Origin of the sequence: Brevibacterium yomogidense, assembly GCF_016107685.1 — a bacterium.
In the GTDB taxonomy this organism is placed as follows: Bacteria; Actinomycetota; Actinomycetes; order Actinomycetales; family Brevibacteriaceae; genus Brevibacterium; species Brevibacterium yomogidense.
Window position 1 is genome coordinate 400492 of sequence record NZ_JABASY010000003.1, and the last position, 24385, is coordinate 424876.

The 24385-nt window shown below is 67.4% G+C and carries 23 protein-coding genes and 1 pseudogene; 7 read left to right on the forward strand and 17 right to left on the reverse strand.

Going from position 1 to position 24385, the window contains the following annotated elements; all coding sequences use genetic code 11:
• Positions 1–193 precede the first annotated feature (193 nt).
• The 3 genes from dctP to JFC09_RS10190 all read left to right on the forward strand — a co-directional run bounded on the left by dctP (position 194) and on the right by JFC09_RS10190 (position 3691).
• On the forward strand, positions 194–1486 hold the full coding sequence (dctP, locus tag JFC09_RS10180; RefSeq protein ID WP_198393896.1) for a TRAP transporter substrate-binding protein DctP: 1293 nt from the start codon (positions 194–196) through the stop codon (positions 1484–1486).
• A gap of 181 nt (positions 1487–1667) precedes the next feature.
• Positions 1668–3059, forward strand: a complete 1392-nt coding sequence (locus tag JFC09_RS10185) for an amidase (RefSeq protein ID WP_198393897.1) — start codon at positions 1668–1670, stop codon at positions 3057–3059.
• Positions 3060–3229: 170 nt separating this feature from the next.
• Positions 3230–3691: a hypothetical protein gene (locus JFC09_RS10190; RefSeq protein WP_198393898.1), complete on the forward strand. Its 462-nt coding sequence runs from the start codon at positions 3230–3232 to the stop codon at positions 3689–3691.
• A gap of 210 nt (positions 3692–3901) precedes the next feature.
• Here the strand turns inward: JFC09_RS10190 and JFC09_RS10195 are convergent, their stop codons facing one another.
• From JFC09_RS10195 to JFC09_RS10210, 4 genes are read right to left on the reverse strand one after another with little or no spacing between them, the layout of a single operon-like run.
• Positions 3902–5056 (reverse strand): NAD(P)/FAD-dependent oxidoreductase, encoded by a 1155-nt coding sequence (locus JFC09_RS10195; RefSeq protein ID WP_198393899.1) that lies wholly within the window; start codon positions 5054–5056, stop codon positions 3902–3904.
• Positions 5053–6534, reverse strand: a complete 1482-nt coding sequence (locus JFC09_RS10200) for a sodium:solute symporter family protein (RefSeq protein WP_198393900.1) — start codon at positions 6532–6534, stop codon at positions 5053–5055. The genes JFC09_RS10195 and JFC09_RS10200 overlap by 4 nt, the downstream gene beginning before the upstream one ends.
• A complete protein-coding gene (gene solA, locus JFC09_RS10205; RefSeq protein WP_198394072.1) occupies positions 6531–7727 on the reverse strand; it encodes an N-methyl-L-tryptophan oxidase in 1197 nt (398 codons plus the stop codon). Before solA ends, JFC09_RS10200 begins: the two co-directional genes overlap by 4 nt.
• Positions 7717–8424, reverse strand: a complete 708-nt coding sequence (locus tag JFC09_RS10210; RefSeq protein WP_198393901.1) for a GntR family transcriptional regulator — start codon at positions 8422–8424, stop codon at positions 7717–7719. Before JFC09_RS10210 ends, solA begins: the two co-directional genes overlap by 11 nt.
• 224 nt (positions 8425–8648) lie before the next feature.
• Here JFC09_RS10210 and JFC09_RS10215 point away from each other — a divergent pair, with 224 nt between their 5' ends.
• Positions 8649–9572: a CPBP family intramembrane glutamic endopeptidase gene (locus JFC09_RS10215; protein WP_332839733.1), complete on the forward strand. Its 924-nt coding sequence runs from the start codon at positions 8649–8651 to the stop codon at positions 9570–9572.
• Here the strand turns inward: JFC09_RS10215 and JFC09_RS10220 are convergent.
• The 6 genes and pseudogenes from JFC09_RS10220 to arsB all read right to left on the reverse strand — a co-directional run bounded on the left by JFC09_RS10220 (position 9562) and on the right by arsB (position 14112).
• Positions 9562–10179, reverse strand: a complete 618-nt coding sequence (locus tag JFC09_RS10220) for a class I SAM-dependent methyltransferase (protein ID WP_332839734.1) — start codon at positions 10177–10179, stop codon at positions 9562–9564. The two genes, JFC09_RS10215 and JFC09_RS10220, sit on opposite strands and share 11 nt — an antisense overlap.
• A complete protein-coding gene (locus tag JFC09_RS10225; RefSeq protein WP_198393903.1) occupies positions 10176–10718 on the reverse strand; it encodes a hypothetical protein in 543 nt (180 codons plus the stop codon). Before JFC09_RS10225 ends, JFC09_RS10220 begins: the two co-directional genes overlap by 4 nt.
• Positions 10719–10833: 115 nt before the next feature.
• A complete protein-coding gene (locus JFC09_RS10230) occupies positions 10834–11235 on the reverse strand; it encodes a VOC family protein (protein ID WP_198393904.1) in 402 nt (133 codons plus the stop codon).
• 76 nt (positions 11236–11311) lie between these two features.
• Positions 11312–12610 (reverse strand): NAD(P)-binding domain-containing protein, encoded by a 1299-nt coding sequence (locus JFC09_RS10235; RefSeq protein ID WP_232483469.1) that lies wholly within the window; start codon positions 12608–12610, stop codon positions 11312–11314.
• Between the two features lie 21 nt (positions 12611–12631).
• A pseudogene (locus JFC09_RS16455) lies at positions 12632–13000 on the reverse strand (arsenate reductase ArsC); the annotation flags it as partial.
• Positions 12997–14112: an ACR3 family arsenite efflux transporter gene (arsB, locus tag JFC09_RS10240; RefSeq protein WP_198393905.1), complete on the reverse strand. Its 1116-nt coding sequence runs from the start codon at positions 14110–14112 to the stop codon at positions 12997–12999. The pseudogene JFC09_RS16455 and the gene arsB, both read right to left, overlap by 4 nt.
• An 83-nt stretch (positions 14113–14195) precedes the next feature.
• Between arsB and JFC09_RS10245 the strand changes: the two genes are divergently transcribed.
• The gene (locus tag JFC09_RS10245; protein WP_198393906.1) at positions 14196–14552 is read left to right on the forward strand and encodes an ArsR/SmtB family transcription factor; all 357 of its coding nucleotides are present in this window, start codon (positions 14196–14198) and stop codon (positions 14550–14552) included.
• Between the two features lie 5 nt (positions 14553–14557).
• On the opposite strand, the gene JFC09_RS10250 is transcribed toward JFC09_RS10245, so the two are convergent.
• A complete protein-coding gene (locus JFC09_RS10250) occupies positions 14558–16351 on the reverse strand; it encodes a glycoside hydrolase family 15 protein (protein WP_408610960.1) in 1794 nt (597 codons plus the stop codon).
• Positions 16352–16534: 183 nt separating this feature from the next.
• Here JFC09_RS10250 and JFC09_RS10255 point away from each other — a divergent pair, with 183 nt between their 5' ends.
• Entirely contained in the window at positions 16535–17890 is a 1356-nt protein-coding gene (locus JFC09_RS10255) for a glucose-6-phosphate dehydrogenase (RefSeq protein WP_198393907.1), read from the forward strand.
• Positions 17891–17904: 14 nt separating this feature from the next.
• Here JFC09_RS10255 and JFC09_RS10260 read toward each other — a convergent pair whose 3' ends face one another.
• Together JFC09_RS10260 and JFC09_RS10265 are read right to left on the reverse strand one after the other, a co-directional pair.
• Positions 17905–18747 carry a PhzF family phenazine biosynthesis protein gene (locus JFC09_RS10260; RefSeq protein ID WP_198393908.1) on the reverse strand — a complete coding sequence of 281 codons (843 nt, stop codon included), beginning with the start codon at positions 18745–18747 and terminating at the stop codon, positions 17905–17907.
• Positions 18748–18815: 68 nt separating this feature from the next.
• Positions 18816–19190 (reverse strand): VOC family protein, encoded by a 375-nt coding sequence (locus tag JFC09_RS10265; protein WP_232483396.1) that lies wholly within the window; start codon positions 19188–19190, stop codon positions 18816–18818.
• Between the two features lie 18 nt (positions 19191–19208).
• On the opposite strand from JFC09_RS10265, the gene JFC09_RS10270 reads away from it, so the two are divergent.
• Positions 19209–20093, forward strand: coding sequence for a helix-turn-helix domain-containing protein (locus tag JFC09_RS10270; RefSeq protein ID WP_198393910.1), 885 nt, complete (start codon positions 19209–19211; stop codon positions 20091–20093).
• Between the two features lie 26 nt (positions 20094–20119).
• Here JFC09_RS10270 and JFC09_RS10275 read toward each other — a convergent pair whose 3' ends face one another.
• From JFC09_RS10275 to JFC09_RS10290, 4 genes are read right to left on the reverse strand one after another with little or no spacing between them, the layout of a single operon-like run.
• Positions 20120–20665 carry a CPBP family intramembrane glutamic endopeptidase gene (locus JFC09_RS10275; RefSeq protein ID WP_198393911.1) on the reverse strand — a complete coding sequence of 182 codons (546 nt, stop codon included), beginning with the start codon at positions 20663–20665 and terminating at the stop codon, positions 20120–20122.
• 17 nt (positions 20666–20682) lie between these two features.
• Positions 20683–22344, reverse strand: a complete 1662-nt coding sequence (ggt, locus tag JFC09_RS10280; RefSeq protein WP_198393912.1) for a gamma-glutamyltransferase — start codon at positions 22342–22344, stop codon at positions 20683–20685.
• A 59-nt stretch (positions 22345–22403) separates the two neighbouring features.
• A complete protein-coding gene (locus tag JFC09_RS10285; RefSeq protein WP_198393913.1) occupies positions 22404–22658 on the reverse strand; it encodes a hypothetical protein in 255 nt (84 codons plus the stop codon).
• A 24-nt stretch (positions 22659–22682) separates the two neighbouring features.
• Complete coding sequence (locus JFC09_RS10290) at positions 22683–24317, reverse strand: L-lactate permease (protein WP_198393914.1); 1635 nt, start codon at positions 24315–24317, stop codon at positions 22683–22685.
• Positions 24318–24385: the final 68 nt, after the last annotated feature.

Genomic DNA, 24385 nt, shown 5'->3' on the forward strand with positions numbered 1-24385 from the left:
AAGCCCATGCGCCGAGGTTCCCCAACAGTCCCCGCCCCTCGTCCCATAACGGCCGAACGACTCTTGACGAACCCTTATCGAGCGTTCAAACTTTTACCTACACGGCCAGGAATGGGCCGCGAGTGTTGCCTGCCCGTCATAGATGACGAGCGACAACACCTCACGAACGCAGACAGGACAGGAATCAGAGGCGATGAAGCACTCAACGGTTTCCCGGCGCGGAATACGCGCACTGGCAGGTGCCGCAGCAATCGCGGTCGTGGTCTCAGGATGCGCGGGCGGTGCCGGCGGCGGTTCCTCCGCCGGCGGTGACGGCGGTTCGGGCGAAGGGTACGAGTACGGAGCGACCCCGGAGGAGATCCAGGCGGTCTTCGAAGACATCGACCCGCTCACCATCCGGTACCAGCCGTCGGCGCAGTCGTCGCAGGGCATCGACGCCTACCGTTCGGAGGCGTTCATCGAGAACCTCGAGACGCTGTCCGGTGGCAAGATCACAGTCGACACGACGTACGGGCAGGGCATCGCCGGCTACACGGAGCTGCCGGACGCCCTGGTCGACGGACGCGTGGACATCGCCTACATGCTCCCCATCTACCAGCCGGACCAGTTCCCCGTCTTCCACGCGTGGGTGACCGGCACGACCCTCACGGGCGCCTCCCCGCTGGTCGACGAGCTCGCGGCCAACGCGGCGATCGGCGAGCTGACCTGGAACGACGACCAGCTGCTCGATGAGTTCCGCGACACCGGCATCGAGCCTCTCAACGTCTTCAACTCCGCAGGTGCCGTCGTCGCCATGTGCAGCAGCGAGCACGTGAGCGCGGACGACTGGGACGGCAACCAGGTGCGGGCCTCGTCCCAGGCACAGATCTCGCAGCTCAACGCTCTGTCGGCATCACCGGTGTCACTCCAGTACACGGAGACCTTCGAAGCGCTGCAGCGCGGGACGGTCGACTGCACCCTGTCGACGACGCTCGCAGCAGAGGCGGCAGGCTTCCTCGAGGTCGCACCCCACATCGCCTACACGACGGACGTGACCTTCGCGCGCGGCCCCGGCGGCGTCTTCGCCGGCAGCGCGTGGGACTCGTGGCCGCTTGCGGTCCAGCAGCTGGTCTTCGACTCCATGCAGGACGAGTTCATCCAGTCCCGTCGCGGTGACCTCGATGCGAACTCCGTCGCAGCCGAGGTGGTCCGCGAGCAGGGCGGCTCCTTCGAGGAGATGGACGACGACATGCAGGAGGAGCTCAAGGAGGCCTCGCAGGGCCTCGTCGAGGACGACGTCGCGGACGGCCTCCTGCCCGACGGCTCTGCCGACGCGATCCCCGAATCCGTCGACAAGTGGCGGGGCATCGCAGAGGAGCTGGACTACGAGGACGCCGGCACCTTCGCGGACTACGACGAGTGGTACCCGATGGACGATCTGGACTACCTGGTCCCGTTCGGCGAGCGCTACTTCGAAGAGGTCATGCTGCCTCACCGCCCCAGCTGACACCCGGTGTCTCCCCGCCCCCTTCCGTGTCGCACGTCACTGCTAGCATCGGCTCCACAGGCTGTTCCAGCACCGACTATTCCGGCAAGGGGACTCGTTGCAGCGGACGCGTGTGCGCCACGGTGGATCTGGGGCACACACGCACGACAGCGCGGGTGCCCAACGTCGATGAAAGGGCATCGTGGACAACGACGTCGCATACCTGGAGATCTCCGGACTGTCCGAACTCATCCGCTCGCGTCAGCTCACGTCGACGGAGGTGACGGCGGCGCTGCTGGAGCGGATCGACTCCCTCGATCCTCGCCTGCTGTCCTATGCGGTCGTCACCGCGGAGCGGGCACTGTCCGACGCCGCAGCCGCGGACGCGGAGATCGCGCGCGGCCACTGGCGGGGGCCCCTGCACGGCGTTCCGATCGCGCTCAAGGACCTCGTCCACACAGAGGGGATCACGACGAGCGCCGGCACCACGGTCCACAAGGATGTCGTTCCGGAGAAGGACGGAACCGTCGCCGCGGGTCTGCGTGCGGCAGGGTCCGTGCTGCTGGGCAAGGTGCGGATGACGGAGGGCGCGTTCTCCGCCCACCACCCGGACCTCCCCACCCCTGTGAACCCGTGGGCAGAGGACACGTGGTCAGGGGTCTCCTCGAGTGGCTCCGGCGTGTCCGTCGCCGCGGGGCTGAGCTTCGGCACACTCGGCTCGGACACCGGCGGGTCGATCCGCCTGCCGTCAGGCGCGAACGGCGTCACGGGGCTCAAGCCCACGTGGGGGCGGGTGAGCCGCGCGGGGATCTTCGACCTCGCGCCGAGCATGGACCACATCGGCCCCATGACCCGCAGCGCGCAGGACGCTGCACTCATGATGACGGCCATCGCCGGGTGGGACCCCGCCGACCCCACGTCGTCCACGCGTCCCGTCCCTGACTACGCAGCGCACCTCCGGCTCGACCGCTCCCCCGTCGTGGGAATCGACCGGGAGCTCAACTCGCTGTTCGATCCGGAGACGCAGTCGATGCTCGTGTCCGTCGAATACGAGCTGCGCGATCTGGGCTGGCGCATCGTCGAGGTCGATACCCCTGACTTCGTCCCCGTCGCCGCGGACTGGTCCGCCCTGTGCGGCGTGGAGACCGCACTGGTCCACGACGAGACCTACCCCTCGCGCAAGGACGAGTACGGCCCGGTCCTCGCCGGACTGATCGAACTGGGACGGTCGCTGTCCGCCATGGACCTGGAGCGCATGTCGCAGCGGCGCCGCCGGTTCACGGGCGCGATGAACCGTCTCATGGACGACATCGACATCCTCCTGCTGCCGTCGATCGGCAAGGCCTCACCCAAGATCGCGGATCTGGAGAACCTCGCCGCGGGCACAGAGCTGTTCGAACAGGTGACCGTGCCCACCGCGCCGATCGACATGTGCGGCCTGCCCTCCTTGACTCTGCCGTCGGGGTACACGGTCCGAGACACACCGCTGGGCGTCCAGTTCGTGGGCCCCGCCTTCGCCGAGGCCGCCCTCCTCGCAGCGGGCACCGCCTACCAGCAGGCCACCGACCACCACCTCCGCCGACCGCCAGTCTGATCAGGCCTGACCTGTCCTGTACCGGACTGTTCTGATCGCAGCGGAGGCACACGTAAGGCGGGGCGTCAGGTATACATATGATTATGGGACTATCAGCCGCTCGCCCGTCACGCTGGAGCGTGCCGCATCCCAGCGATCCGACGATCACGTGCAACATCCATCGTCGGGTCATGGACGGAAGCCTCGACGATGCTGCTGCGCTGCTCGCGCAGATCGGCACGGCGGATGACACGGTCTGGCCGACGTGGCGGTGGCCTGCCCTGCTGCTGGACAACGGTCTGACCGTCGACAGTCTGGGCGGCCACGGTTCGGTGCGCTACCGGGTCGCGGAGGTCGAATCCCACCGCGTGCGATTCGTCTTGACGAGCGCCGGCCCCTTCGAGGGCGAGCACACGTTCGCGCTGGCACAGCCGCAGCCGGGGAAGGTGGCGTGGATGCACCACCTGGACGTCAGCTCGTCCCTGCCGGACTGGGCCCTCCGTGTGGTCGTGAGGCTGCACGACGGGCTGATCGAGGATCTCTTCGACAACGTCCAGGCCCAGCTTTCCGGGAAGCCACTGCGTCCTCGCCCCTTCACGCCCCAGTACGCGCTGCTCCAGCGGCTGTACCGGACCTTCGACAAAGAGCGGTGACAGAGCCGCACGAACGATCACGTAAACGGGTGCGCCTCAGCTCCTGCACCGGGCGTGGACTCGCCCTCCCTCTCTCACCCCTCAACAAAGCACCTACGTCCGCGTACAGGACACCCTCAACACCTACGTCCGCGTTCGGGACCGTTCTGAACGTGAAAGCAGGTCCAGTACGCGGACGTAGATGAAGGTGTCAGTGCCGGAGCTTGCGCGTCACTGCCTGCCGATGAAGTAGTCGAAGTCCGCGGACTCCACCGCGCCACCGGAGAAACGCGACGGTCGGAAGTCCGCGAGCAGTGCGGATTCGCGCCCCTCGAGCTCCTCCACCGTGAGGCGTCCGAACAGCGGCCCCAGAGTCATCCCGGAGTGCGTCACGACGGCATACACCTTCCGTGCCTCGTCGAGGAATCCGACGATCGAGTGCCCGTCCTCCGGGAAGCTGCGCCCGGAGTAGATGACCTTCTCCATAGCGACTGGCCTTCCGAAGAGGCTTTCGAGCTCCTGCTCCATGACGGCGGCGACCTCCGCGAGCATCTGCGGGTCCTCGCCTTCTGCAACACGCTCCTCGATGCGCGCCACCTGCACCCACATCCGGCCGTCGTGACGGGGCCGGACATTCACGCGGTCGGAGATGATGATCCGCTGCAGGGGAATGTCCACGGGCTTGGTGAGACCCAACAGGCTGTGGGTGCGCGTCGACTGTTCCGCCAGGTCCGCGACGGGGATGAACATCCCCGAGGCCGCCGCCAGCTCCCGCGACCACGAACCGGTGGCGACGACGACCGAATCCGCTGCGATACGGCTCCCGTCGGAGAGTTCCACTCGAGCACCGGACTCGTCCGAGTCGATGCGGACGACTTCCGCGATCCGCGGTTCGACTCCACGGTCGGCGAGGACTCGCAGCAGCTCCTCCCCCAGCACGTCGTTGTCCAGCCACGACTCCTCCGGGTAGAAGAGTGCTTCATCCAGCTCGTCCGGCCACTGGACCGTGGGTTCGAGCTCACGGAGGCGAGCGCGGTCGACGGTCTCGACGGGGTAGCCCATTCCGTCCGCATCACGGACGCGCTTCGCGTACGTGTCCGGGCGCGTCTCACCGAAGTCCACCAGCAGGTTGCCGGAGGGATGCAACCAGGTCCGGTCGGACGGCAGATGCGCCTGCAGATGCTTGTGCTCCTCCAGGCCCTCGCGGTTGATCCGGTAATAGGACTCGGGGAACTTGTTGTTCGCGTTGAGCCAGGCGAACGACCGATGGCTCGCGCCGGCGAAGGGAGCTTCCTTCTCCAGCAGCACCACTTCGTGTCCGCGTTCCGTGAGGGAGTATGCGGCGGTCAGCCCGAGGATGCCTGCCCCGATGACGATGGTCTTCATGCCTGCTCACCTTCCTGAGCGCTGAGGCGCTCCGTCGACTGCTGAGGTGTCCCGTCGGGAGCGATGCCGCCCTCGATGCGCACGGGCTTCCAGATCGCCAGCGCGATGAAGTAGGCGACGGCACTCGCCACGATGCCGAACACCGCGTACGGCACAGTCGTGTCCAGGATGTGGGCGACACCGCAGCCCACAAGGCCCACGCCCATCGACGCGAACGACACCTGCACCGGGATGCGGAAGCGCTTCGCCACGATGATGCCGACCAGCATCGGCACCGCCAGGATCGATGCCGAATAGGCGTACGTGGCCACCAGCCATTCGAGCGCCTTGGGGTAGACGATCGCGAGGATCGCCGCAACGGCTGTGACACCGACGGTGCACCAGCGCGACACTGCGATCGTCTGCTTCTGCGTCGACTTCTCCTTGAGGAACGCACCGCGGAGATCGTTGATGAGGTTGGCGACCACGGACTGCAGCGCCGAACCCGTCGTGGAGACGATCGTGGCCATGAGGAACGCGCCGTAGAGGGCGAGCAGCCACGTCGGAACCTGTGTGAGGAACCATCCGGCGGCCAGTTCGCGCCCGTCCTCGCCCAGCGTCGGGTTCATCGCGCGGACGGAGACACCGATGAAGAAGGCGTACACACCTGCGATCGTCACCATGACAGCACCCAGGTACAGCGACGACCGTGCGTCCTTGCCCGACTTCGAGGCGAACACGCGCTGGTAGTAGAGCTGGTTGGTGAGCGTTCCGGGAACGATCGCGAAGAACCACAGGACGATCGTTCCAGCGCCGGCCAGTGTGAGGCCCTGCGGCATGGTGAAGAAGTCGTCCGGTACGCGCTCAACGACTTGCCCCCAGCCTCCGGCGCTGATGACGGCGTAGACGGCGATAACGATGGAGGTGCCGACCATGAAGACGCCGAAGAAGAAGTCCGACCAGGCCACCGATGTGAGTCCGCCCGGCAGGACGAACAGCAGGCTGACGATCGCCATCGCGACGATGAGCGGTGTGAAGGCGATGCCCGTCACTTCGCTGAACAGGCTCGCGAAGGCGACGAACTGGGTGGCGAGCCATCCGAACGGCACGAGGATGACGGCGATCGCGACGATCGACAGGAGCATCTTGTTCTGCCCGTAGAGGCGGGTGAAGACCTCGGGGATCGTCGAGAACCTGCCCTTGCGGAGCCAGTTCGCGAACATCGCGATGATGAGCATGCCGGCGACGACGAACAGTTCGTACCAGAAGACCGACAGGCCCCACGCGTAACCGATGCCCACGTGTGCGACGAGGACACCACCACCCACGGCGGTGGCGTACTGGGTGAAGGCGACGACGTACATGGGGAGGCTGCGCCCACCCACCAGCCAGTCTTCTTCCGTGTTGTTCTTCTTGCCGACGTAGAAGGAGATCCAGGCGCCGATGCCCAGAACGATGAAAGCGGTGGTCGTGATGAGTGCGATGGTGCCCAGGTTCATGTTGCAGCTCCTGTGCTGAAGCGGGACGGGTCCATGATGGCGAGTGCATCAGGGGACGTACCGGTGGCGACGAGGTCGGCGACGACGGAGCCGACCATGGGTGAGAATTTGAAGCCCTGGCCGGACATGCCCACTGCCAGTACGATCCGGTCATCGACGGGGCTGGTGCCCACGATGGGGGCACCGTCGGGGGTGAAGCCCTCCGTCCAGGTGGAGACACGGATGGCGGTGGGGTCCAGGTGCGGCATGAGGCGTGCGACGGCGGCCTCGGCGGAACGGATGGAGTCCGGCTCGATGAAGCGCGGCAGCTCGTCCACGGAGCTCAGATGCGGCCACCGGAGGTGGTGGGGCAGGATCTTCACGCTCGCGCCGTCAAGGCATGGGAAGCAGGAATAGCCTCCCTCCGGGTGTCGGCGGATGGCGATCGGCATGTTCGTCGGCTGGTGCATGTCGAGGTCGCGGACGGGATACCATCCGGCGACCAGTTGCGTGGGGCGGATCAGTGAGGCGTCGAACCCTGACAGTTCTTCTGCCCAGGGCCCCGTCGCCACGACGACCGAGTCGAAGAGCGAGGCGCCCTCTGCCGTGTCGACCGCGACGGTTCCTGCCAGCGGCCGGATGTTGAGGACTCGCGTGTACGTCCGGTACTGCGCGCCGTGGCGGATGCCCTCGTCACGGGCGGCGAGGACAGCGAGCTCGGGGCGGAAGACTCCGGCGCCGGGGTCGAACACCCCCACTTCGTCGTCGTCGACCCCGTACTGCGGGAACTCCTTCCGCATGGCGGCGGCGTCGAGCACGCGGTGCTCCAGGTCCTGCTCACGGGCACGGTCTGCGACGGCCGCGACATCCGGGTGATCCGGGTGTCCGATCGTGAGGCCGCCGCACCATTCGAGGACCCGGGTGTCCTGTTCCGATTCGAGCTCGAGCCACATCTGGCCCGACTTGCGGAGGAACTCGACGTATTCGGGGCCCTCCTTGTAGATGGTGCGGAAGATGCGTGATTCGCCAGCGGAGGCCCCGCGATCGTTGGGGGTGTTCCACTGGTCGAAGACGGTGACGTCGTGACCGCGCTTCGCGAGCTGCCAGGCCGCCATCGTGCCGATGATTCCGGCTCCGATCACGGCGACGCGCTTGGACGAGGCAGCGCTCGACGACTGCGAACCGGTGTGTGATGACTGAGTGTCAGTGCTCAATCTGGGTGACCTCCAGTGTGAGTTTGGTGGGGTGGAAGAGCATCTCGAGACGCTCGATCGGCAGGCCGTTGCCGGTGTGGAGCGTTCGCATCTGCCGCACGACGGGTGTCGTCGTGTCCAGGCCCAGATGTTCCGCATCCTCTGTCGACAGGTGGGTCGCGGAGAGGACGCTCGAGGCGTGGAGCTGCTCGATCCCGATGGATGTGTAGTAGGCCGCGGTGGTGAGCGCGGCGAGGTCCTCGTTGAGGATGTTCGGGGCGAGCGCCAGGTTGAGGACGCAGCGTTCCACGACGATCCCGGCGGAGAAGCTGTCGAGTTTGATCCGGACGAGCTCCGCGATGGGAGTTCCCGCGGGGAACAGGTCTGCGGAGAGAGGGTGATTCTCCGCTGCGACCACCCTCGTGCTGACGACCCGGTGGAGACCTTCGACCTCCGGGCCGTCGGTGGACGCGCGGAGCAGGCGCAGCAGACTGCTGCGCAGTCCCGTGGACGCGACAACGGTGCCGGAACCCCGGCGCCGTTGCACCAGGCCCGTCTCGACGAGCTTCGACATGGCGGTCTGCACCGGGTTGCGGCTGACCGCGAAGCGCTCCATGAGTTCACGTTCGGTCGGCAGGCGGTCGCCTACCTGCAGCCGACCGCTGTGGATCTCACCTTCGATCCACTCGCGGATCTCGACATGCTTCGCCTTGGACATGAGTGTGAGCGTAGACACACACTGTCATCATGGCAACATTCAAGTTGACATGTCATTTAGGTGCAGCCTCTCATGGGACTGTGATCAGGGGCGTGCCGGTGGGAGCTCACTAGGCTGCAGGGCCGCTACGCGTCCGCACCCGCGTGACCGCTACGCTGGACGTTTCGTGTGCCTCGACGTCGGATGAGAGTGGCTCTTTGGAGTGTGAAGATCGACCGGATCGCGTGAGAACCACCCCCTGGCGGGCCCTCGCGGTCTTCGTCCTCGTGTCCTTCGGGCTGGCCTGGCTCACCATCCTCCCTTTGTGGCTCACGGAGACCGACGGCCCGACGTTCAACGCTCTGGCCGCCGTGCTGCCCTCCGTCATGATGTTCGCCCCGCTCGTCGCGACGCTCGCGGTGGTCTTCCTCGTACGGGTGCCGCGCAGTGAGCGACTGCGATTCCTCGGCATCTGGCCGCTGCGCCCCGCGAAACGCGTGGTGTGGTTCATGGCCGCCGCGGCCGTCGCGCCTCTCCTGCTCGTGGCCGCAAGCATCAGTGTCTCGTCACTGTTCGGCTGGATCCAGATCGACCTCCTCCAACTTTCGGGAGTGCAGTCGCTGCTCGATACCCCAATGGACGAATCAGAGCTGCGACAAGTGCTCCTCCTGCAGATCACAGTGGTCCCGTTCGCGGCGGTCTTCAACGCCTTCCTCGCCTTCGGAGAAGAGATCGGGTGGCGAGGGTGGCTGGTACCAGCACTTCGCCCTCTGGGCCTCTGGCCCGCACTGCTGCTCAGCGGCGTCGTCTGGGGGCTCTGGCACGCACCGATGACACTGCTGGGCCACAACTTCGATCAGCCCAACCTTCTGGGCGTGACGCTGATGACCATCGGCAGCATGACATGGGGCGTCCTCTTCGGCTGGCTGCGCCTGCGCTCCGGCTCGGTGTGGCCGGCAGTCCTCGCACACAGCGCACTCAACTCGTCGGGCGTGCTCGTGCTCATGCTGGCGACCGCAGGTGTCCCGCTGAACATGGCGCTCGTGAATCCCTTCGGACTGTCCGGCTGGATCGTCGCCGGGGTGGTTGTCATAGCCCTGGCTCTCGCCGGCCAGTTCAGGCATGAGCCACAACTCAGGCCAGAGCGACTCGCTGCAACTACGGACTGACCGACCCGAGAACCCCTGAATTGCGGCGCGCGATGACCGCACCATGAGGGCGGTAACCCGAGCCCGTGCGGGTGTGTGCCTCACTGACGGTGAAACCAACTGCCTCGAGTTCGGCAACCAGGGAGGTCATCGGCCAGTAGTACGCCGTCGTCACCGCGTGGTCGAATGCCTCGAGAGAGGAACCGACGAAGAATCCGATGATCAAGCTTCCGTTCGGCCGCAGCACCCGAGCGAATTCTTTGAGCGGAACCCGTATGGAAGTCGACTCATGATGAATGAGGGAGTACCACGCAAGCACGCCTCCCACACTCCCCGCCGTCACTTCGAGACTGTCGAGCGATCCGACATGGAAGGAAAGGCGAGGATACGCAGTCCTCGCATGGTGGATGAAGGCGGAGACCTGGTCAACGCCGTGAACGGTGCAGCCGCGTTGGGCGAGATGAGCGGTCCAATGGCCGGGGCCGCAACCGACGTCGAGTATCGTCCCGTCGATCTGGTCGGCCCACGTGTCGACGAGGTGCCGATCAGCTGAGTGGACGCTTTCCATCGAACCCAGAAGTGACGTGTACTCACGTGCGCGGTCTGCGTACGCCTGCTGAACGGTCACTTCTGCACATCCAGTCTTCGGGCGCTCTCGCTCACGACCTGCCACCACGTGAGCGCACCCACCACGCAGCCCATCATGACGCGCGGCAGTGGAACCTTGAGCTTCCGAAGACCACGTTCGGCCTTCTCATCGACCCAGAACCCCACCGCCATCGCCCCTGAGCTCAGAGTCCCGACTGCGGCACCACCTGTCGCAAAAACGATCGCTCTCGCACGAGGACTCAGGGACGAGAGTCCACTACCGGTCTTCGGCGGCCCCTGGGCATCCGGCTCAGCGACCTCGTCGCTCTCCGTATTCTCCTCCGTCGCGCCTTCCACACTCTTGCGCTCCTCGCCGACCTGCGGGAGAGACTCCGGATTGGCGGCGACGTATCCGAATCCGATCGCGCCGACCACCGGTGGTCCCCAGATGAGCGTGCGCCGCAGCCACAGGGGATACGTGCGTGCAGGAATCAGCGTGAGTGCCCCCACGAGGGCGGACTGCCCCCATGGACCGCTGAGCAGGCGACTCGCCTCGCCTGGAAGGCCGCGGTGGGTCATACCGGCCACACTACAGAAGCACTGGAGAATTCGGCCGACCCCGAGTGAGCCGAGCTCCACGTCTGCTGGTCTCCGAATGAGATGCGCAGAGTGCACCTCGCCCCGTCGTACTCGACTACTGGGGTCGAGGCGCGAAGACCCGGAACGGGTTGCCGTCCGGATCGCGCATCGCAATCCACCGGACGCCACTCTCCTCATGCTCGGACACTCGCACTGCCCCTAGATCCTGGGCGCGGTCCGCGACGGTCGCCCACAGCTCTTCGTCAGCGAGAGAGAGGTCCAGGCCCACCCGCCCGTGAGAGGAGTCGTCCAGCCGGTCTGCCTGTTCGAACATCCACGTGACCGCCCCGCGCTCATGGTGGAAGTCCAACATGGCGAACTCGTCCGATGCCCCTTCCGCGAGCGGAAGGCCCATGAGCTGCCCCCAGAATGTGGCGAGCGCTATCGGGTCCGTCGTCTGGAACGAGTACATGCCGACGACTGGCCACTTCACGCTTCCGGGGCCTGCCTCAATCATGTGCGCCTCCTGGTTCCGTTCGTGGTCGTTCGCGCTCCATGCGACGACGGTACGGCACATCGGCTGTTCGACGACCTCACTCACACCCCGGAGCGCACGACGCCACGGGATCAACGCTGCACACACCAGTCTCCGGAAGACTCAGCTGCACCGCGTCTGCGGCCTCACGGTCCCCCGCCAGCGCAGCAGCGATCGACCGCACCTGTTCGTAGCCGGTCGCCATGAGGAACGTCGGAGCCCTCCCGTAGCTCTTCATCCCCACGATGTAGAAGCCCTGCTCGGGGTGCGACAGGACACGCTCCCCATGAGGTTCAACGCTTCCGCAGGAATGGAGTTCGGGATCGATGAGCGGCCCCAGCCGTCGTGGCGCCTCCACCGCAGGATCGAGTTCGAGCCGCAGTTCAGACACCATCGACAGGTCGGGACGGAACCCGGTGGCGGGAACGACCCGGTCCACCGTCAGAGACTCAGAACCGTCCGCGCCGTCTGCGATGACGCGAAGCCGGTCACCTGCAGATTCGAAACCGGTGATGACGAACTCTGTGCGGATGTCCACGATGCCGGATTCCACGAGTGTGCGAAGGCGTGCACCCAGTGCACCGCGGGCGGCGAGCTCGTCGCGCTCCTCCCCGCCGTACACGGACGTGACATCTGCGGTCCGGAGTGCCCACGTGATCCGCGTGCCCGGTTCCTCCTGCGCCAGCGCAGCGAGGTCCAGCAGCGTGTTCGCCGCCGAATGTCCTGCGCCGACCACCAGCACGTGACGGCCGGCGACTACGCTCCGGTCCTTGCCTCTGACATCCGGCAGCGGCTGCGTGATGAGGCCGCGCGCCACTGCCTCCGCCTCTCCCTGCGCGGGCAGGCCGGAACGCCCCAGCGGATTCGGCCGCTCCCACGTGCCGGAAGCATCGAGGACGCTGCGCGCCCGCACGTCATCGATGGAACCGTCGGGACGCACCGTGCGCACGAGGAAGGGCGCCGCCTCACGGTCCGCACTGCGCGTCTTGTCGATGCCGTCCCGTGAGACCGCGACGACACGTGTCCCGGTGCTCACAGCCTCACCCAACGCTGTCGCGAGTGGATCCAGATAGTGCTCCGCCAGCTCCTGGCCCGTCGGCAGCACGTCCAGATCCGGCTCCTCCCAGCCATGCGCGCCCAGCAGTCGCCGGGCGGCGTCATCGATGTTGTAGCGCCAGGGAGAGAACAGCTGGACATGGCCCCACGCACGCACGGAGGCCGCCGCAGTGTCGCCCGCTTCGACGACAAGAGGAACGAGACCGCGTTCCCGGACGTGCGCTGCGGCCGCCAGCCCCACGGGCCCCGCGCCGATGATCAGGACAGGCAGCTCGTCCGAGTCCGTCGTGTTCGGGAGCAGCTCTGAGACCAGCTGTTGGACACGGGACTTGATGTCGTCGCGCACCCGGCGGACGTCTTCGATGCCCTTGCCCGCCGGATCGGCCAGCTCCCAGTCCTCGTATCGGGTGCCGGGGAAGATCGGGCAGGCATCGCCGCAGCCCATGGTGACGACGACATCGGAAGCCCGGACGGCCTCGGCGGTCAGGATCCTGGGAGCAGCGGTGGTGAGGTCGATGCCCTCCTCCGCCATCGCCTCCACAGCGACCGGATTGATCTTGTCGGCGGGTTCAGAGCCCGCAGAGCGGACCTCGATGCGATCACCGACGAGCGCGCGCAGGTAGCCCGCCGCCATCTGGGAACGGCCCGCGTTGTGGACGCAGACGAAGAGGACACTGGGCGCAGCGGTCATGATCGGACTTCCTGGGTGGAACGGTGCGGGACGGTCGGGTCGTTGCGGAAGAGCTTCGGTCCCAGCCACAGCGCGACGTACACGAGCCCCACGAGCACGGGGACTTCGATGAGCGGGCCCACCACACCGGCGAGCGCCTGGCCGGACGTGATGCCGAAGGCACCGATCGACACGGCGATCGCCAGTTCGAAGTTGTTGCCGGACGCGGTGAACGCCACGCTGGTCGACTTCGCGTAGTTCAACCCCACCGCCCTGGCGATGAGCAGGCTGATACCGAACATGAGGACGAAGTACAGCAGCAGCGGCACCGCCATCCGCGCCACATCGAGCGGCTGCGAGGTGATCGCCTCCCCCTGCATCGCGAACAGCAGCACGATGGTGAACAGCAGTCCGTAGAGCGCCCACGGGCCGATCCGCGGCAGGAACGTCTCTTCGTACCAGCGCCTGCCCTTGGCCCGCTCCCCCAGCACCCGGGTGAGGAAGCCTGCCAGCAGCGGGATGCCGAGGAAGACGAGCACCGATGCCACGATCGCCCACACGGAGAATTCCGCCGAGGTCGTCTCCAGTCCCAGCCACGACGGCAGCACCTGCAGGTAGAACCAGCCCAGAGCACCGAACGCGACGACCTGGAAGACGGAGTTGAGGGCCACGAGCACCGCGGCGGCCTCCCGGTCACCGCAGGCGAGGTCGTTCCAGATGAACACCATGGCGATGCACCGAGCGAGGCCGACGATGATGAGGCCGGTGCGGAACTCCGGAAGGTCCGGGAGAAACACCCAGGCGAGCGTGAACATGAAGGCGGGGCCGACGACCCAGTTGAGTGTCAGCGACAGGATCATGAGGGTCCGGTCCCCTGTCACCCGGTGCGTCTCGTCGTATCGCACCTTCGCGAGCACCGGATACATCATGACGAGCAGACCGATCGCGATCGGCACGGAGATGCCGCCGACCTTCACGGCGTCCAGGGCCGCATCGAGTCCGGGCACGAACCGCCCCAGCAGCAGTCCCACTGCCATCGCGGCGAGGATCCAGACGGCCAGCCACCTGTCCAGGAACGACATCTCCTGGGCGACCGGCCCCGCGGATCGAGCAGTCGTCGCTGCATTGCTCATCGGATCGAAGCCCCTTATATCGATGAATGTCTATGGATCAGAGTAGAACCATACATCGATGAGCGTCAATGTATGATGCGGGCATGAGCACATCGGTGGAGAGCAGACGACCCGGCGTCGGGACAGCACCCGAATGCTGCGCGATCGACGGAGAGCCGCTGGATGCCCCGGACGCGGAGCGGATCGCAGGTCTATTCAAGGCGCTGGCAGATCCCACACGACTGCGAGTGATGTCGCACGTGGCAGCCCAAGGCTGTGATTCCGTGTGCGCCTGCGATCTGATCGATGTCCTCGATATCAGCCAGCCCACCATCAGCCACCATCTCAAGAAGCTTGTCGAAGCGGGCCTTCTGACACGGGAGCAGCGCGGCCGGTGGGCTCACTACACCGTGGTGCGCGAAGCGTTCGCGGAACTGTGCACGTTCCTCTCGCTGGACTGACGCGCTCAGCCACCCGACTCGGGGTGGATTCCTTCGATCGCGTCGACGGCGCGGATGAACCCCAGGTGGCTGAATGCCTGCGGGAAGTTCCCCGCCAGTCGGCCGCTCGCGGAATCGTACTCCTCGGCGAACAGCCCCAGGTCCGTCGCATAGCCGGCCAGCCGATCCAGCAGGGCCTCCGCCTCGTCCCCGCGTCCCGTCAGTGCGTACTGCTCCACCAGCCAGAACGAGCACATGAGGAACGAGAACTCGTGCCCCGGCAGTCCGTCGAGGCCGGATTCCGTGCGATAGCGCCGCACCATCCCGCCGTCGTCCAGCAGGTCCCGCTCGATGGCGGCGACCGTCCCCAGGAAGCGCGGGTCGTCGTGACGGACCAGCCCGGTGTTGGGCAGTCGCAGGAGGGAGGCATCGACTTCCGTGTTCGAGTACGTCTGCGTGAACGTGTTCGCGTCCTCGTCGTATCCGTGCTCGAAGATCTCGTCGCGCAGCCGGTCCCGCAGACCCTTCCATCGTTCGATCGGACCGTCCAGACCGTGTTCCTCCACTGCTCTGAGGCCCTGATCGAACGCGGCGAACATCATCGCGCGACCGTGCGTGTAGAGATCGGCCTTCCCGCGCATCTCCCAGATGCCGTGGCCCTTGCGGTCGAGGTTGCGCTCGACGAAGCTCAGGAGGTTCCTCTGCAGAGCCCACGAGTACTCGTCCTCCTCGACCCCCGCGTCGCGCAGCGCTGCCAACGCCATCATGACCTCACCGACGACGTCCGCCTGGTACTGGTCGTAGGCCCCGTTGCCGATCCGCACGGGGCGGGAACCCTCGTAGCCCGAGAGGTGCGGCAGCTCCGACTCCGCAAGGTCGCGCTCCCCGGCGATGCCGTACATGATCTGGATGTCGTCCGGGTCGCCCGCGACTGCCCGCAGCAGCCAGTCCCGCCAGTGCAGCGCGCCCTCGGTGAAGTCGTGGGTCACCAGCGTGTCGATGGTGAGCGATGCGTCGCGCAACCACGTGAAGCGGTAGTCCCAGTTGCGCTGTCCCCCGAACTGCTCCGGCAGCGAGGTCGTCGGTGCCGCCACGATGCCGCCGGTGGCTTGGTCAGTCAGGGCTCGCAGCACCAGGAGGGAACGCAGCACCAGTCGATCGTGCCGCGTGCGGACCTTCACCTGCGACGACCAGTCCTGCCAGTAGGCCACCGTCCGGTCGAGGGCCTCCTGCGGATCAGGCGGCTGCGGCGGATCGCGGTGAGAGCGGTGCCAGGTGAGCACCCAGTCCTTCGTGTCTCCCGCGTCCAGGTGGAAGACGCCGGTCAACCGGTCGGACACCGCACCCCGGTAGTCGTCGGGCTGGCTCTGGCCGCTGGTCTCGTTGCCGCGCTCCCGGTCCCGCGCCCGCCGCTCCTGCCATGCGCTGTCGGGGTGCAACTCCGGACCGGTGAGCAGCAGCGCGTCGGGTCCCGCGACGGACAGCAGCCCCGTCGCCCCCTCGCCGGTCGCCACTTTCCGCGTCCAGGGCTTGGCCCGGTTGTAGTCGAAGCGGATCCGCAGATCGTGCTCGATCTCGACGTGTCCTTCTGTGCAGCTCACGCGACGGATCAGCTCCGCGTGCTCGTCGCTGGGCGGTAGGAAGTCCGTCACCACCGCTGTCCCGGTGGGTGTCCGCCACGTCGTCTCGACGACCATGGTTCGCGGCAGGTATCGGCGGGATACCACCTCCCCGTCGGGTGCGCAGATCTGCCAGCGCCCGTCGTCGGGGGTCCCCAGCAGCGCAGAGAACACCGCCGGCGAATCGAAGCGGGGAAGCACAGCCAGTCGATGCTGCCGTGGCGCGACAGCAGCGGACCGGTCCGCAGGTCGGACAGCAGCGCGTAGTCCTCCAGCGGCACCGATCCGGGTTCACTCGTCTGCTGTCCCATCAGTACATTGAAACAGGCTCCGCCGGAGTTCGAAAGGGTTCACATCCGCGGAAGACCGCAGTAGGGTGCCGGAGTGGACAGCTTAAGGAACCTTGTCATCCTCGGAGCCACCGGCGATCTGGCGTCGCGGTTGCTGCTGCCCGGCCTGGGCACCTTGCTGGCGTCTGATCCCGATCGTCGCATCACGGTGATCGGCGCGTCCCAGCAGCCCTGTGACGACTGGTCGGACATCGTCCGGAACGCGTTCGCTTCCGCCGAGGCCGCCGGACCGGCCGTCGACCACGCCCAGGAGACCACCCGGTTCGTCCACTGCGATGTCACGGATGCAGAAGACCTCGCCTCGCTCGTCGCGGGCCTGGAGACTCCTGCGTGCTTGTACTTCGCACTCCCTCCTCGAGTGACGATGAAGGCTCTGGACGTGATGGCCGGCATCGACCTGCCGGACTCCTTGAGTCTGGCGCTGGAGAAGCCCATCGGGTACGACCGCGCGTCTGCGGAAGAGCTCAACCGGCTGGCCGCGCGTCTCGTGACCGAAGACCGCACCTTCCGCGCCGACCACTTCCTCGGCCTTCCCGCCGTGCTCAACTTCGTCGGGCTGCGCTTCGCCAACCGGATCGTCGAACCGCTCATGAACCGCGAACACGTCGAGTCGATCGAGATCGTGTTCGACGAGACACTCGGCCTGGAGGGCCGCGCGGGCTACTACGACAGGAACGGTGCGTTCCGGGACATGATCCAGTCCCACCTGCTGCAGGTGATGGCACTCGTCATGATGGATCCGCCGTCCACGTTCGACCACGTCGAACTGCCCGCTCTGGCCGCTCACGTCCTGCGCTCGACCTCGATCTGGGGCAACGACCCCGCACGTTCCGTGGTGCGCGGTCGCTACACCGCCGGTCGTGTGGGCGGGAGGGAGCTCCCGGACTACGTGTCCGAGGACGGCGTCGACCCGGCACGCGAAACGGAGACGTTCGCGCAGGTCACCCTCGAGGTCGACACGTGGCGGTGGAGTGGAGTCCCGGTCACGCTGCGATCCGGCAAGGCGATCGGAGCGCCGCGCCAGGAGATCATGGTCCGGTTCCGCCCTCCCCCGCACGAGTACGCGCAGTTCCCCCACGACGGCCGTGTCCCGGAGAACGTGCTGCGCATGCAGTTCGACGACGAGCAGCTGACCTTCGAGGTCAACATGGGCGGGCCGTTCGATTCGCGCGGCATGACCCGGGCGACCCTGCAGTCGGACATGGGGAGACCAGGGCGGTCGGCCTACGGCAGTGTGCTGCGCGGGGTCCTCGACGCAGACCCGACGTTCAGCGTGCGCGGCGACGGCGCGGAGCAGGGGTGGCGGATCGTCGAGGAGATCCTCGCGCACATCGAGGACGGGGTCGTTCCCCTCCAGGAGTATGAAGCCGGCGGTCCAGGCCCGGTCTGACCGTCATCCGGCTGTCAGAGGTCTGCCGTTCCGGAGAGCACCACGTCGGCGTGCCCTCCGACCCACAGGGTCCCGCCCTCACTGCTGATGTGCACGCGCCCTCGTCGTCCCATCGCAGTTCCCTGTGCGGCTCGATACGGCGCGTGAGCTCGTCCGGACGCGATGAGCCATTCCGCGGCTGCGGCATTGAGGCTGCCGGTCACCGGGTCCTCCCGCATCGGGCCGTTCCCGTCGGTGAAGAACGCCCGCAGCTCGAACTGTGCGTCCGACTCCGCGTCGTGCGGGCCGATGACGCCGATGTCCCAGGCGCCGGCGTGGGCGGATGCATCTGGCCTCAGCTCGAGGACGGTGCGCGCACTGTCGAGGAGGACCCCCACCCAGCCGGGCCCGTTGTCCAGCCATTCGGCGTCGACCACGCGTTCCCGGTCGACCCCGAGGACGTCGATCACACGGTCGAGCAGGTCCGCGTCCACGTGTCCTGAACGGATGCGCGGCGGTGCGCCGAAAGCGAGGACGTCGTCGTCGATCCGCACGGAGATGAGGCCCGCGTCGCACTCCTGGACGACGACACCGGGAGCGATGGGAGCGCCTCCGGCATCCAGCCACGCGCGTGCGGTTCCCAGAGTGGGGTGCCCGGCGAACGGGAGTTCCCGGTTCAGCGCGAAGATGCGGACACAGTAATCGGCTCCGGGGGCTGAGGGCGGGAGGACGAAGGTGCACTCCGACAGGTTCGACCAGACGGAGAAGCGCCGCATCGTCTCCTCGTCGATCCCCTCCGCATCGAGGACGACCGCCACCGGGTTGCCGGTGCAGGCTCCCGTACCGAACACATCGACCTGTCTGAACGCACGTTCCATGAGCTCAGCCTACTGGCCGCCGCCAGGCACCCGTCGCCCGTGGATGCTCACCGGTCGGCGGCCGCCCCTCACCGCCACGCGGAGGCGTTCGTGAGGCAGAAGGGATGCCCCGCCGGGTCGAGGAGGACGATCCATGTCTCTCCCGGCTGCTGCGCCGGTCGTTCCGCTCCCAGTTCCATGAAGCGGGCTGCCGCTGCCTCGAGGTCGTCGACGGCCAGGTCGAAATGGAATTGCTTGCGGCCCGCGTCCGGCCATGCTGGCCGCTGATAGTCGGGGATCCTTCCGATGCCCAGTGCGTGAGAGGGCCCGGTGAGCATCGCGTAGTCGTCGTCGAGGTGGGCGACCGGCCAACCGAGCACTGCGGACCAGAAGTCCGCCATCGGCTTCGTCGCCGGAGCGTCCAGGGTGATCATGGCGAGTTCCGCCGTCTGTGTGTCCGTCATGCCTGCCATACTTCCGGCATGCCCACCGGCGAGGATTGGACGAACGCGACACCGTCGCAGATGTTCGGCCGCGTCCTGCGGCCCGACGAACTGCTCACCCGCACGACCTACGGGCAGGCTGCACCGGACCAGCGGCTGCGCCGATGGGTCGAGCGCTACTGGTCCGTGCGCTGGGAACTTGCGGACGACGAAGTCTTCCACGCCTCCACCCTCGACGAACCGGCCGTCAACATCACCGTCGAACGCGGCGGAGTGCACCGTGCAGGCACGTGCGGGAGCGATGCGCACCCGACCGCGGGGTGCGGGGCCGGCGTCTGGGTGACGGGGCCCGTCAGTGCTGGGCGCTTCGACGTGAGCCTCACTGCCACAGGTGGCGTCGTGGGCGTGAAGTTCCGAGTGGGAGGGATCGCAGCGTTCCGCGACCACGACCTCGGCGGCATCCGGGACCGGACGGTTCCCGCGTCCGCGTGGTTCGGCGTCCGGGCTCCCGACCCGCAGCTGCCGCTCGACGCGGAGAAGGCCGCGCCGTATCTGGACTCGTGGTTGCTGGAGTGGGGACCGGGCGACCCTCCGGGCTTCGACCGATTCCTCCGCGTGCTCGATCTGCTCGCCTCACCGGAGATCACGACGCTGTCCGTACTGGCGGAGCGTACGGGTCAGAGTGTCCGCACCCTCCAGCGGCTCATCGGCAGGTTCACCGGGATGGGTGCGAAGAGGATGCTCGTGCGGGCCCGCGTCATGGATGCGGTGGCGGCGATCGACCGGGACGATCCCCGCGACATCGTCGACCTGGCGATGGACCTGGGGTGGTTCGACCAGCCCCACTTCATCCGCGACTTCCGCACCATCACGGGCGAGACACCCGGGCGGTATGCGCAGCGCACGCGCTTCCGGGAACAGTGAGCAGACACGTCTTCAGCTCGCCCGCGTCACGCCACCAGGAGACCGACCACGATATTCACCACGGCGTGCACGGCGACGCCCGGGAGGATCGAGCCGCTCGTCCAGCGCAGCCATCCCAGCAGCCACCCGGTGACGAACTGGAGGACGAGCAGCGGCCACAGGCTCCCGTCGAGGGCGAGCAGCACGGTGTGCGGCAGGAGGAACACCACCGCCTGCAAGAGGTTGCCCCACCCGAAGCCCAGCCGGCGCATGAGCACGCCTCCCACCAGCCCCCGGAAGAACACCTCCTCACCGGCCGCCCGCAGGACCGCCCCGATGAGGGCGAGCCCCGAGGCGGCGGTCGCGATCGTGACCGCGGGGTCCGACAGCACGTCTGCCGGCACAGTGCGGACGACCACGACCGCCGCGCCCAGAAGGGGAACGGCGACCAGCGCCGCACGCCCGTAGTCCCTGCCCGTCCCGGTTGTCGCACCGACCCGTGACAGCGCTTCGGCCAACGGGAGCTGCCACCTCCGCACGCAGATGAGGAGGTAGAGCACCGCCGGCATGCAGAACAGCAGGAGTTCGAGCATGCTCGAAGGCTATCGGCTCAGTGCCCGACCGCCTGCCCGTCGCCGCGCGGGTCCGCTCCGCCCTCGTACATGCCTGTCGCCGGGTACCGCCGGATCGCCGCCGCATGCCCCAGCGTCCCGTCCCACTCCGGGGTGATCGCGACCGGCTGCCCGCGCAGCGTGAGTTCACGGACCACCTCCGGAGCGATCCGCGCCTCCAGCTTGAGGTTCGAATCGGAGACGCCCCACGTGCGGCCGTACAGCCAGCGCGGCGCCTCGATCGCCTGCTGCACGTCGAAGCCGTAGTCGATGATCCGCGTGAGGACCGCCGCCTGCGTCTGCGGCTGTCCTTCACCGCCCATCGTGCCGTAGGCCAGCACGGGCTGCCCGTCCTCCAGCACCATCGCGGGGATGATCGTGTGGAACGTCTTCTTGCCCGGCTCCAGCGTGTTCGGGTGCGTCGCGTCCAGGGAGAAGAACGAACCGCGGTTCTGCGGGATCACCCCGGTCTCTCCCGCGATGATCCCGGAACCGAAGTCGTGGTACGGCGACTGGATGATCGACACCATCATGCCGTCGGAGTCCGCCGCCGCGAAGTAGACGGTGTCACCGGTGGGTGCCGTCCTCTCTGCTTCGTCCCCGTAGCGCAGGCCCGGTTCCACGGACGCTCCGTCGAGTGCCCGCTCCAGGCTGATGAGCTCACGCCGCTGGTCCGCGTACTCCTTCGACAGGAGCGTCTCCAGCGGGATGTCGACGAAGCCGGGATCCGCGAGCCATTCGTCGCGGTCCGCGAACGCCACCTTCACGGCCTCGACGATGAGGTGGTAGTAGTCGGCGCCCCCTTCCGGGATCGTCGACAGGTCGAAGCCCTCGAGCAGGTTGAGGATCTGCAGCGCGGACATCCCCTGTGTCGCCGGCGGCAGCTGGTAGACGCTCCGGCCCCGGTACGTCGTGGAGATCGGGTCGACCCACTGCGCGCGGTAGCCCGCGAAGTCGTCAGCGCACAGCGGGGACCCCTGCTCCTGGAGCGCGGTCGAGAAGGCGTGTGCGAACTCCCCTTCGTAGAAGTAGCCGCGCGCACCGCCCTCGGCCAGGCCCCGCAGTGTGGCGGCGAGCGCGGGCTGCTGCAGGATCTCCCCTTCGCGCACCGGGGTCTCCCCGCTGGCGAACACCCCTGCGATCTGCGGATCGTCCTTCAGCAGCTGCCAGTCGGCGGCGATCCAGTCCGCCAGCGACCGGGTGACGGCGACGCCGTCCTCCGCGAGCACGATCGCGTCGTCGAACAGGTCCCGCCACGGCAGCCTGCCGTAGCGTTCGTGGGCTTCCCGCCACCCGTCGACGGCGCCGGGGACCGTGAGCGCGGCGTAGGCACCGCGCATCGGGATGCGGTCGACGTGTCCGGCCTGCCCGTAGAAGTCACGGGTCGCGGCCGCCGCAGACGGACCGTTCGCCTCGAGCGCTTCCACTCCGTCGACGGGTCCACCGGCGAGCAGCATGAAGCAGTCGCCTCCCAGCCCCGCCATGTGCGGGTAGGCGACCGCGAGCACCGTGTTCGCCACGATCGCCGCATCGACCGCAGACCCGCCCCGTCGCAGCGCCGCGTTCCCCGCCTCCGAGGCGAGGTGGTGGGGACTCGTCACGAGCCCCCGCTTCGCGAGGACCGGCGGTCGTCCGGTGCGGGGTCCTGCATGGTGTGCCATCGAATGCTCCTTCTCTCTGCCGTCTGTTCTCAGTCTTCTGGTCTCAGTCGTAGTCTGGCTCAGTCGTCGTCGGGTGAGTCGGGGTCCTCGTCGTCGGTGCCCGTCAGCAGCCGCTGGATCGGCAGCAGGACGATGCCCACGGCCAGGCATACCAGCCCGGCCCACAGCAGGCCGGCACCCGGGCCCGAGGCCCCGGCCGGGACCTCGGCGGAGGCACCTGCCGTGGTCCCCGCGCTGATGAGGGGCAGCGACACGAGCAGGAGCACGAAGGAGACTCCCAGGTACATCGTCTTGTTCAGCACGAGCGCGCGCACGGTGGGTCCTTTCGTCCGGGGCGATCAGAGGTAGGCGAGGGCGACGGTGACGGCCCCGGTGACGGCGAAGGCCGCAGCCGTCCACGGCAGCGTCTTGCGCATGATGATGCCCTCCTTGCCGTTGATCCCCGCGGTCGATGCGCCCATGACGATGTTGGCAGGTGCGATCGCGTTGCCCAGCGCACCCCCCGCGGACTGTGCGGCGAGGATCGTGGAGACCGGCAGCCCCTTGATCTGCGCGACGTTCACCTGCAGGTCGGAGAAGAGGACGTTCGACGAGGTCGACGAGGAGGTCGCGAACGCACCGACCGCGCCGATGCCGTTCGCCAGGAACGCGTACACCGCAGCGGGTGCCACCGCGGACAGGCCCAGGGCGAGCGTCTGCGTCTGACCCGCATGATTCATCATCGACGCCATGACGAGGAAGGTGACGATCGGGACGGACGCTGGGATTGCGGTGATGAGGAGGCTCACCAGCGTGCTCCTGTCCTTCACCGCAAGCCCGGCCTGCCAGGTCCGCTCGTAGCCGCGCCGGACGAAGAGCACCCACGTGACGACGGCTGTCACCAGCAGTCCCGCACCGGGATGCGCCAGTGGGGCGAGCGCGGAATAGGTGTCCTGAGCCTCTGTGACGACGCCGAAACCGGTCGCGGTCCCCGGGAACGGGAACCCCACCGTGAACCGCCCCAGGACGTCCGCCACCGGGCCGATGAGCGACGTGGCCGTCGCGATGGCACTCAGCAGGATGTAGGGGAAGAACGCCGTGAGCGTGCTCATCGGCGGCACACTCCGCGCGGTGTCCGCACTGAGTCCGGTGTGGGAGACGGACATCGCGGGGCGACGCACGATCGACTCCGCCGGCTCCGCGTACCGCCTCCACCGGGACAGCGGGAACAGCGCGATGAGCGCCGCCGTCGCCGGCAGGAACGCGCCCAGCGCCGGATCCACGAGCACCGCGGGGAACTGACCCAGCGCCTGGATCCCACCGATGATGAGGACCAGGGGCCACCCGTGCTTGACCGCCTCCCAGCGGCCGTACATCCACACGACGGTGAACCCGCCCATGAGCGCCTGGAACGACAGCATGAGGGACGATTCGAGAGCCGTCGCGAGGATCGTCGACTCGTCCAGCTGGACGACCTGCAGGGTCGCGAGCCAGCCGACGCCCAGGGTGCCGAAGAACTTGGCCCAGATGTGGGCGATGATCGGGATCGCGACGGCGTAGATCGGCTTCACGCCGAAAGCCACGAGCAGCGGGGCGACGATCGCGATCGGGGTGCCGAACCCGTCGACCGCCTGCAGGAACGAGGTGAACACCCAGCCCAGCGCCACGATGATGAACAGCTCGTTGCGGCTCATCGCGGTGATGCCGCGCCGCATCGACTCATAGCCGCCGGCGCGCTTCATGACGTGGAACAGCAGGAGTGCCGGCCAGATGACGAAGAGGATGGACACCGCGTCCCAGACACCCTTCGCACCGGCGACCCCCAGCGTCTCGAGCGGTGCGCGGAAGAACAGCAGCGCGATGCCGGTGACGACGATGACACCCATGGCGCCCGCCTGCTGCGCGCCCCAGCGCAGCTGGATCATGAAGAAGGCGAGGGCGGCGATCGGCAGTGCGGACAGCACCCAGTGGAAGAGATCGACGGGCAGCTGCACGGCGTGACCACTCTCCGTTCGGGGGCTGGACTCTGAGGCGTCTCAGAGTCCTGAGGACGCGCACAGTC

What these genes read in the sequence shown, in the direction of transcription:
- dctP (WP_198393896.1), top strand. Translation starts at nt 194, where the DNA reads ATGAAGCACTCAACGGTTTCCCGGCGCGGAATACGCGCACTGGCAGGT.
- JFC09_RS10190 (WP_198393898.1), top strand. Translation starts at nt 3,230, where the DNA reads ATGGACGGAAGCCTCGACGATGCTGCTGCGCTGCTCGCGCAGATCGGC.
- JFC09_RS10195 (WP_198393899.1), bottom strand. Translation starts at nt 5,056, where the DNA reads ATGAAGACCATCGTCATCGGGGCAGGCATCCTCGGGCTGACCGCCGCA.
- JFC09_RS10200 (WP_198393900.1), bottom strand. Translation starts at nt 6,534, where the DNA reads ATGAACCTGGGCACCATCGCACTCATCACGACCACCGCTTTCATCGTT.
- JFC09_RS10210 (WP_198393901.1), bottom strand. Translation starts at nt 8,424, where the DNA reads ATGTCCAAGGCGAAGCATGTCGAGATCCGCGAGTGGATCGAAGGTGAG.
- JFC09_RS10225 (WP_198393903.1), bottom strand. Translation starts at nt 10,718, where the DNA reads ATGACCCACCGCGGCCTTCCAGGCGAGGCGAGTCGCCTGCTCAGCGGT.
- JFC09_RS10230 (WP_198393904.1), bottom strand. Translation starts at nt 11,235, where the DNA reads ATGATTGAGGCAGGCCCCGGAAGCGTGAAGTGGCCAGTCGTCGGCATG.
- arsB (WP_198393905.1), bottom strand. Translation starts at nt 14,112, where the DNA reads ATGAGCAATGCAGCGACGACTGCTCGATCCGCGGGGCCGGTCGCCCAG.
- JFC09_RS10245 (WP_198393906.1), top strand. Translation starts at nt 14,196, where the DNA reads ATGAGCACATCGGTGGAGAGCAGACGACCCGGCGTCGGGACAGCACCC.
- JFC09_RS10260 (WP_198393908.1), bottom strand. Translation starts at nt 18,747, where the DNA reads ATGGAACGTGCGTTCAGACAGGTCGATGTGTTCGGTACGGGAGCCTGC.
- JFC09_RS10265 (WP_232483396.1), bottom strand. Translation starts at nt 19,190, where the DNA reads ATGACGGACACACAGACGGCGGAACTCGCCATGATCACCCTGGACGCT.
- JFC09_RS10270 (WP_198393910.1), top strand. Translation starts at nt 19,209, where the DNA reads ATGCCCACCGGCGAGGATTGGACGAACGCGACACCGTCGCAGATGTTC.
- JFC09_RS10275 (WP_198393911.1), bottom strand. Translation starts at nt 20,665, where the DNA reads ATGCTCGAACTCCTGCTGTTCTGCATGCCGGCGGTGCTCTACCTCCTC.
- ggt (WP_198393912.1), bottom strand. Translation starts at nt 22,344, where the DNA reads ATGGCACACCATGCAGGACCCCGCACCGGACGACCGCCGGTCCTCGCG.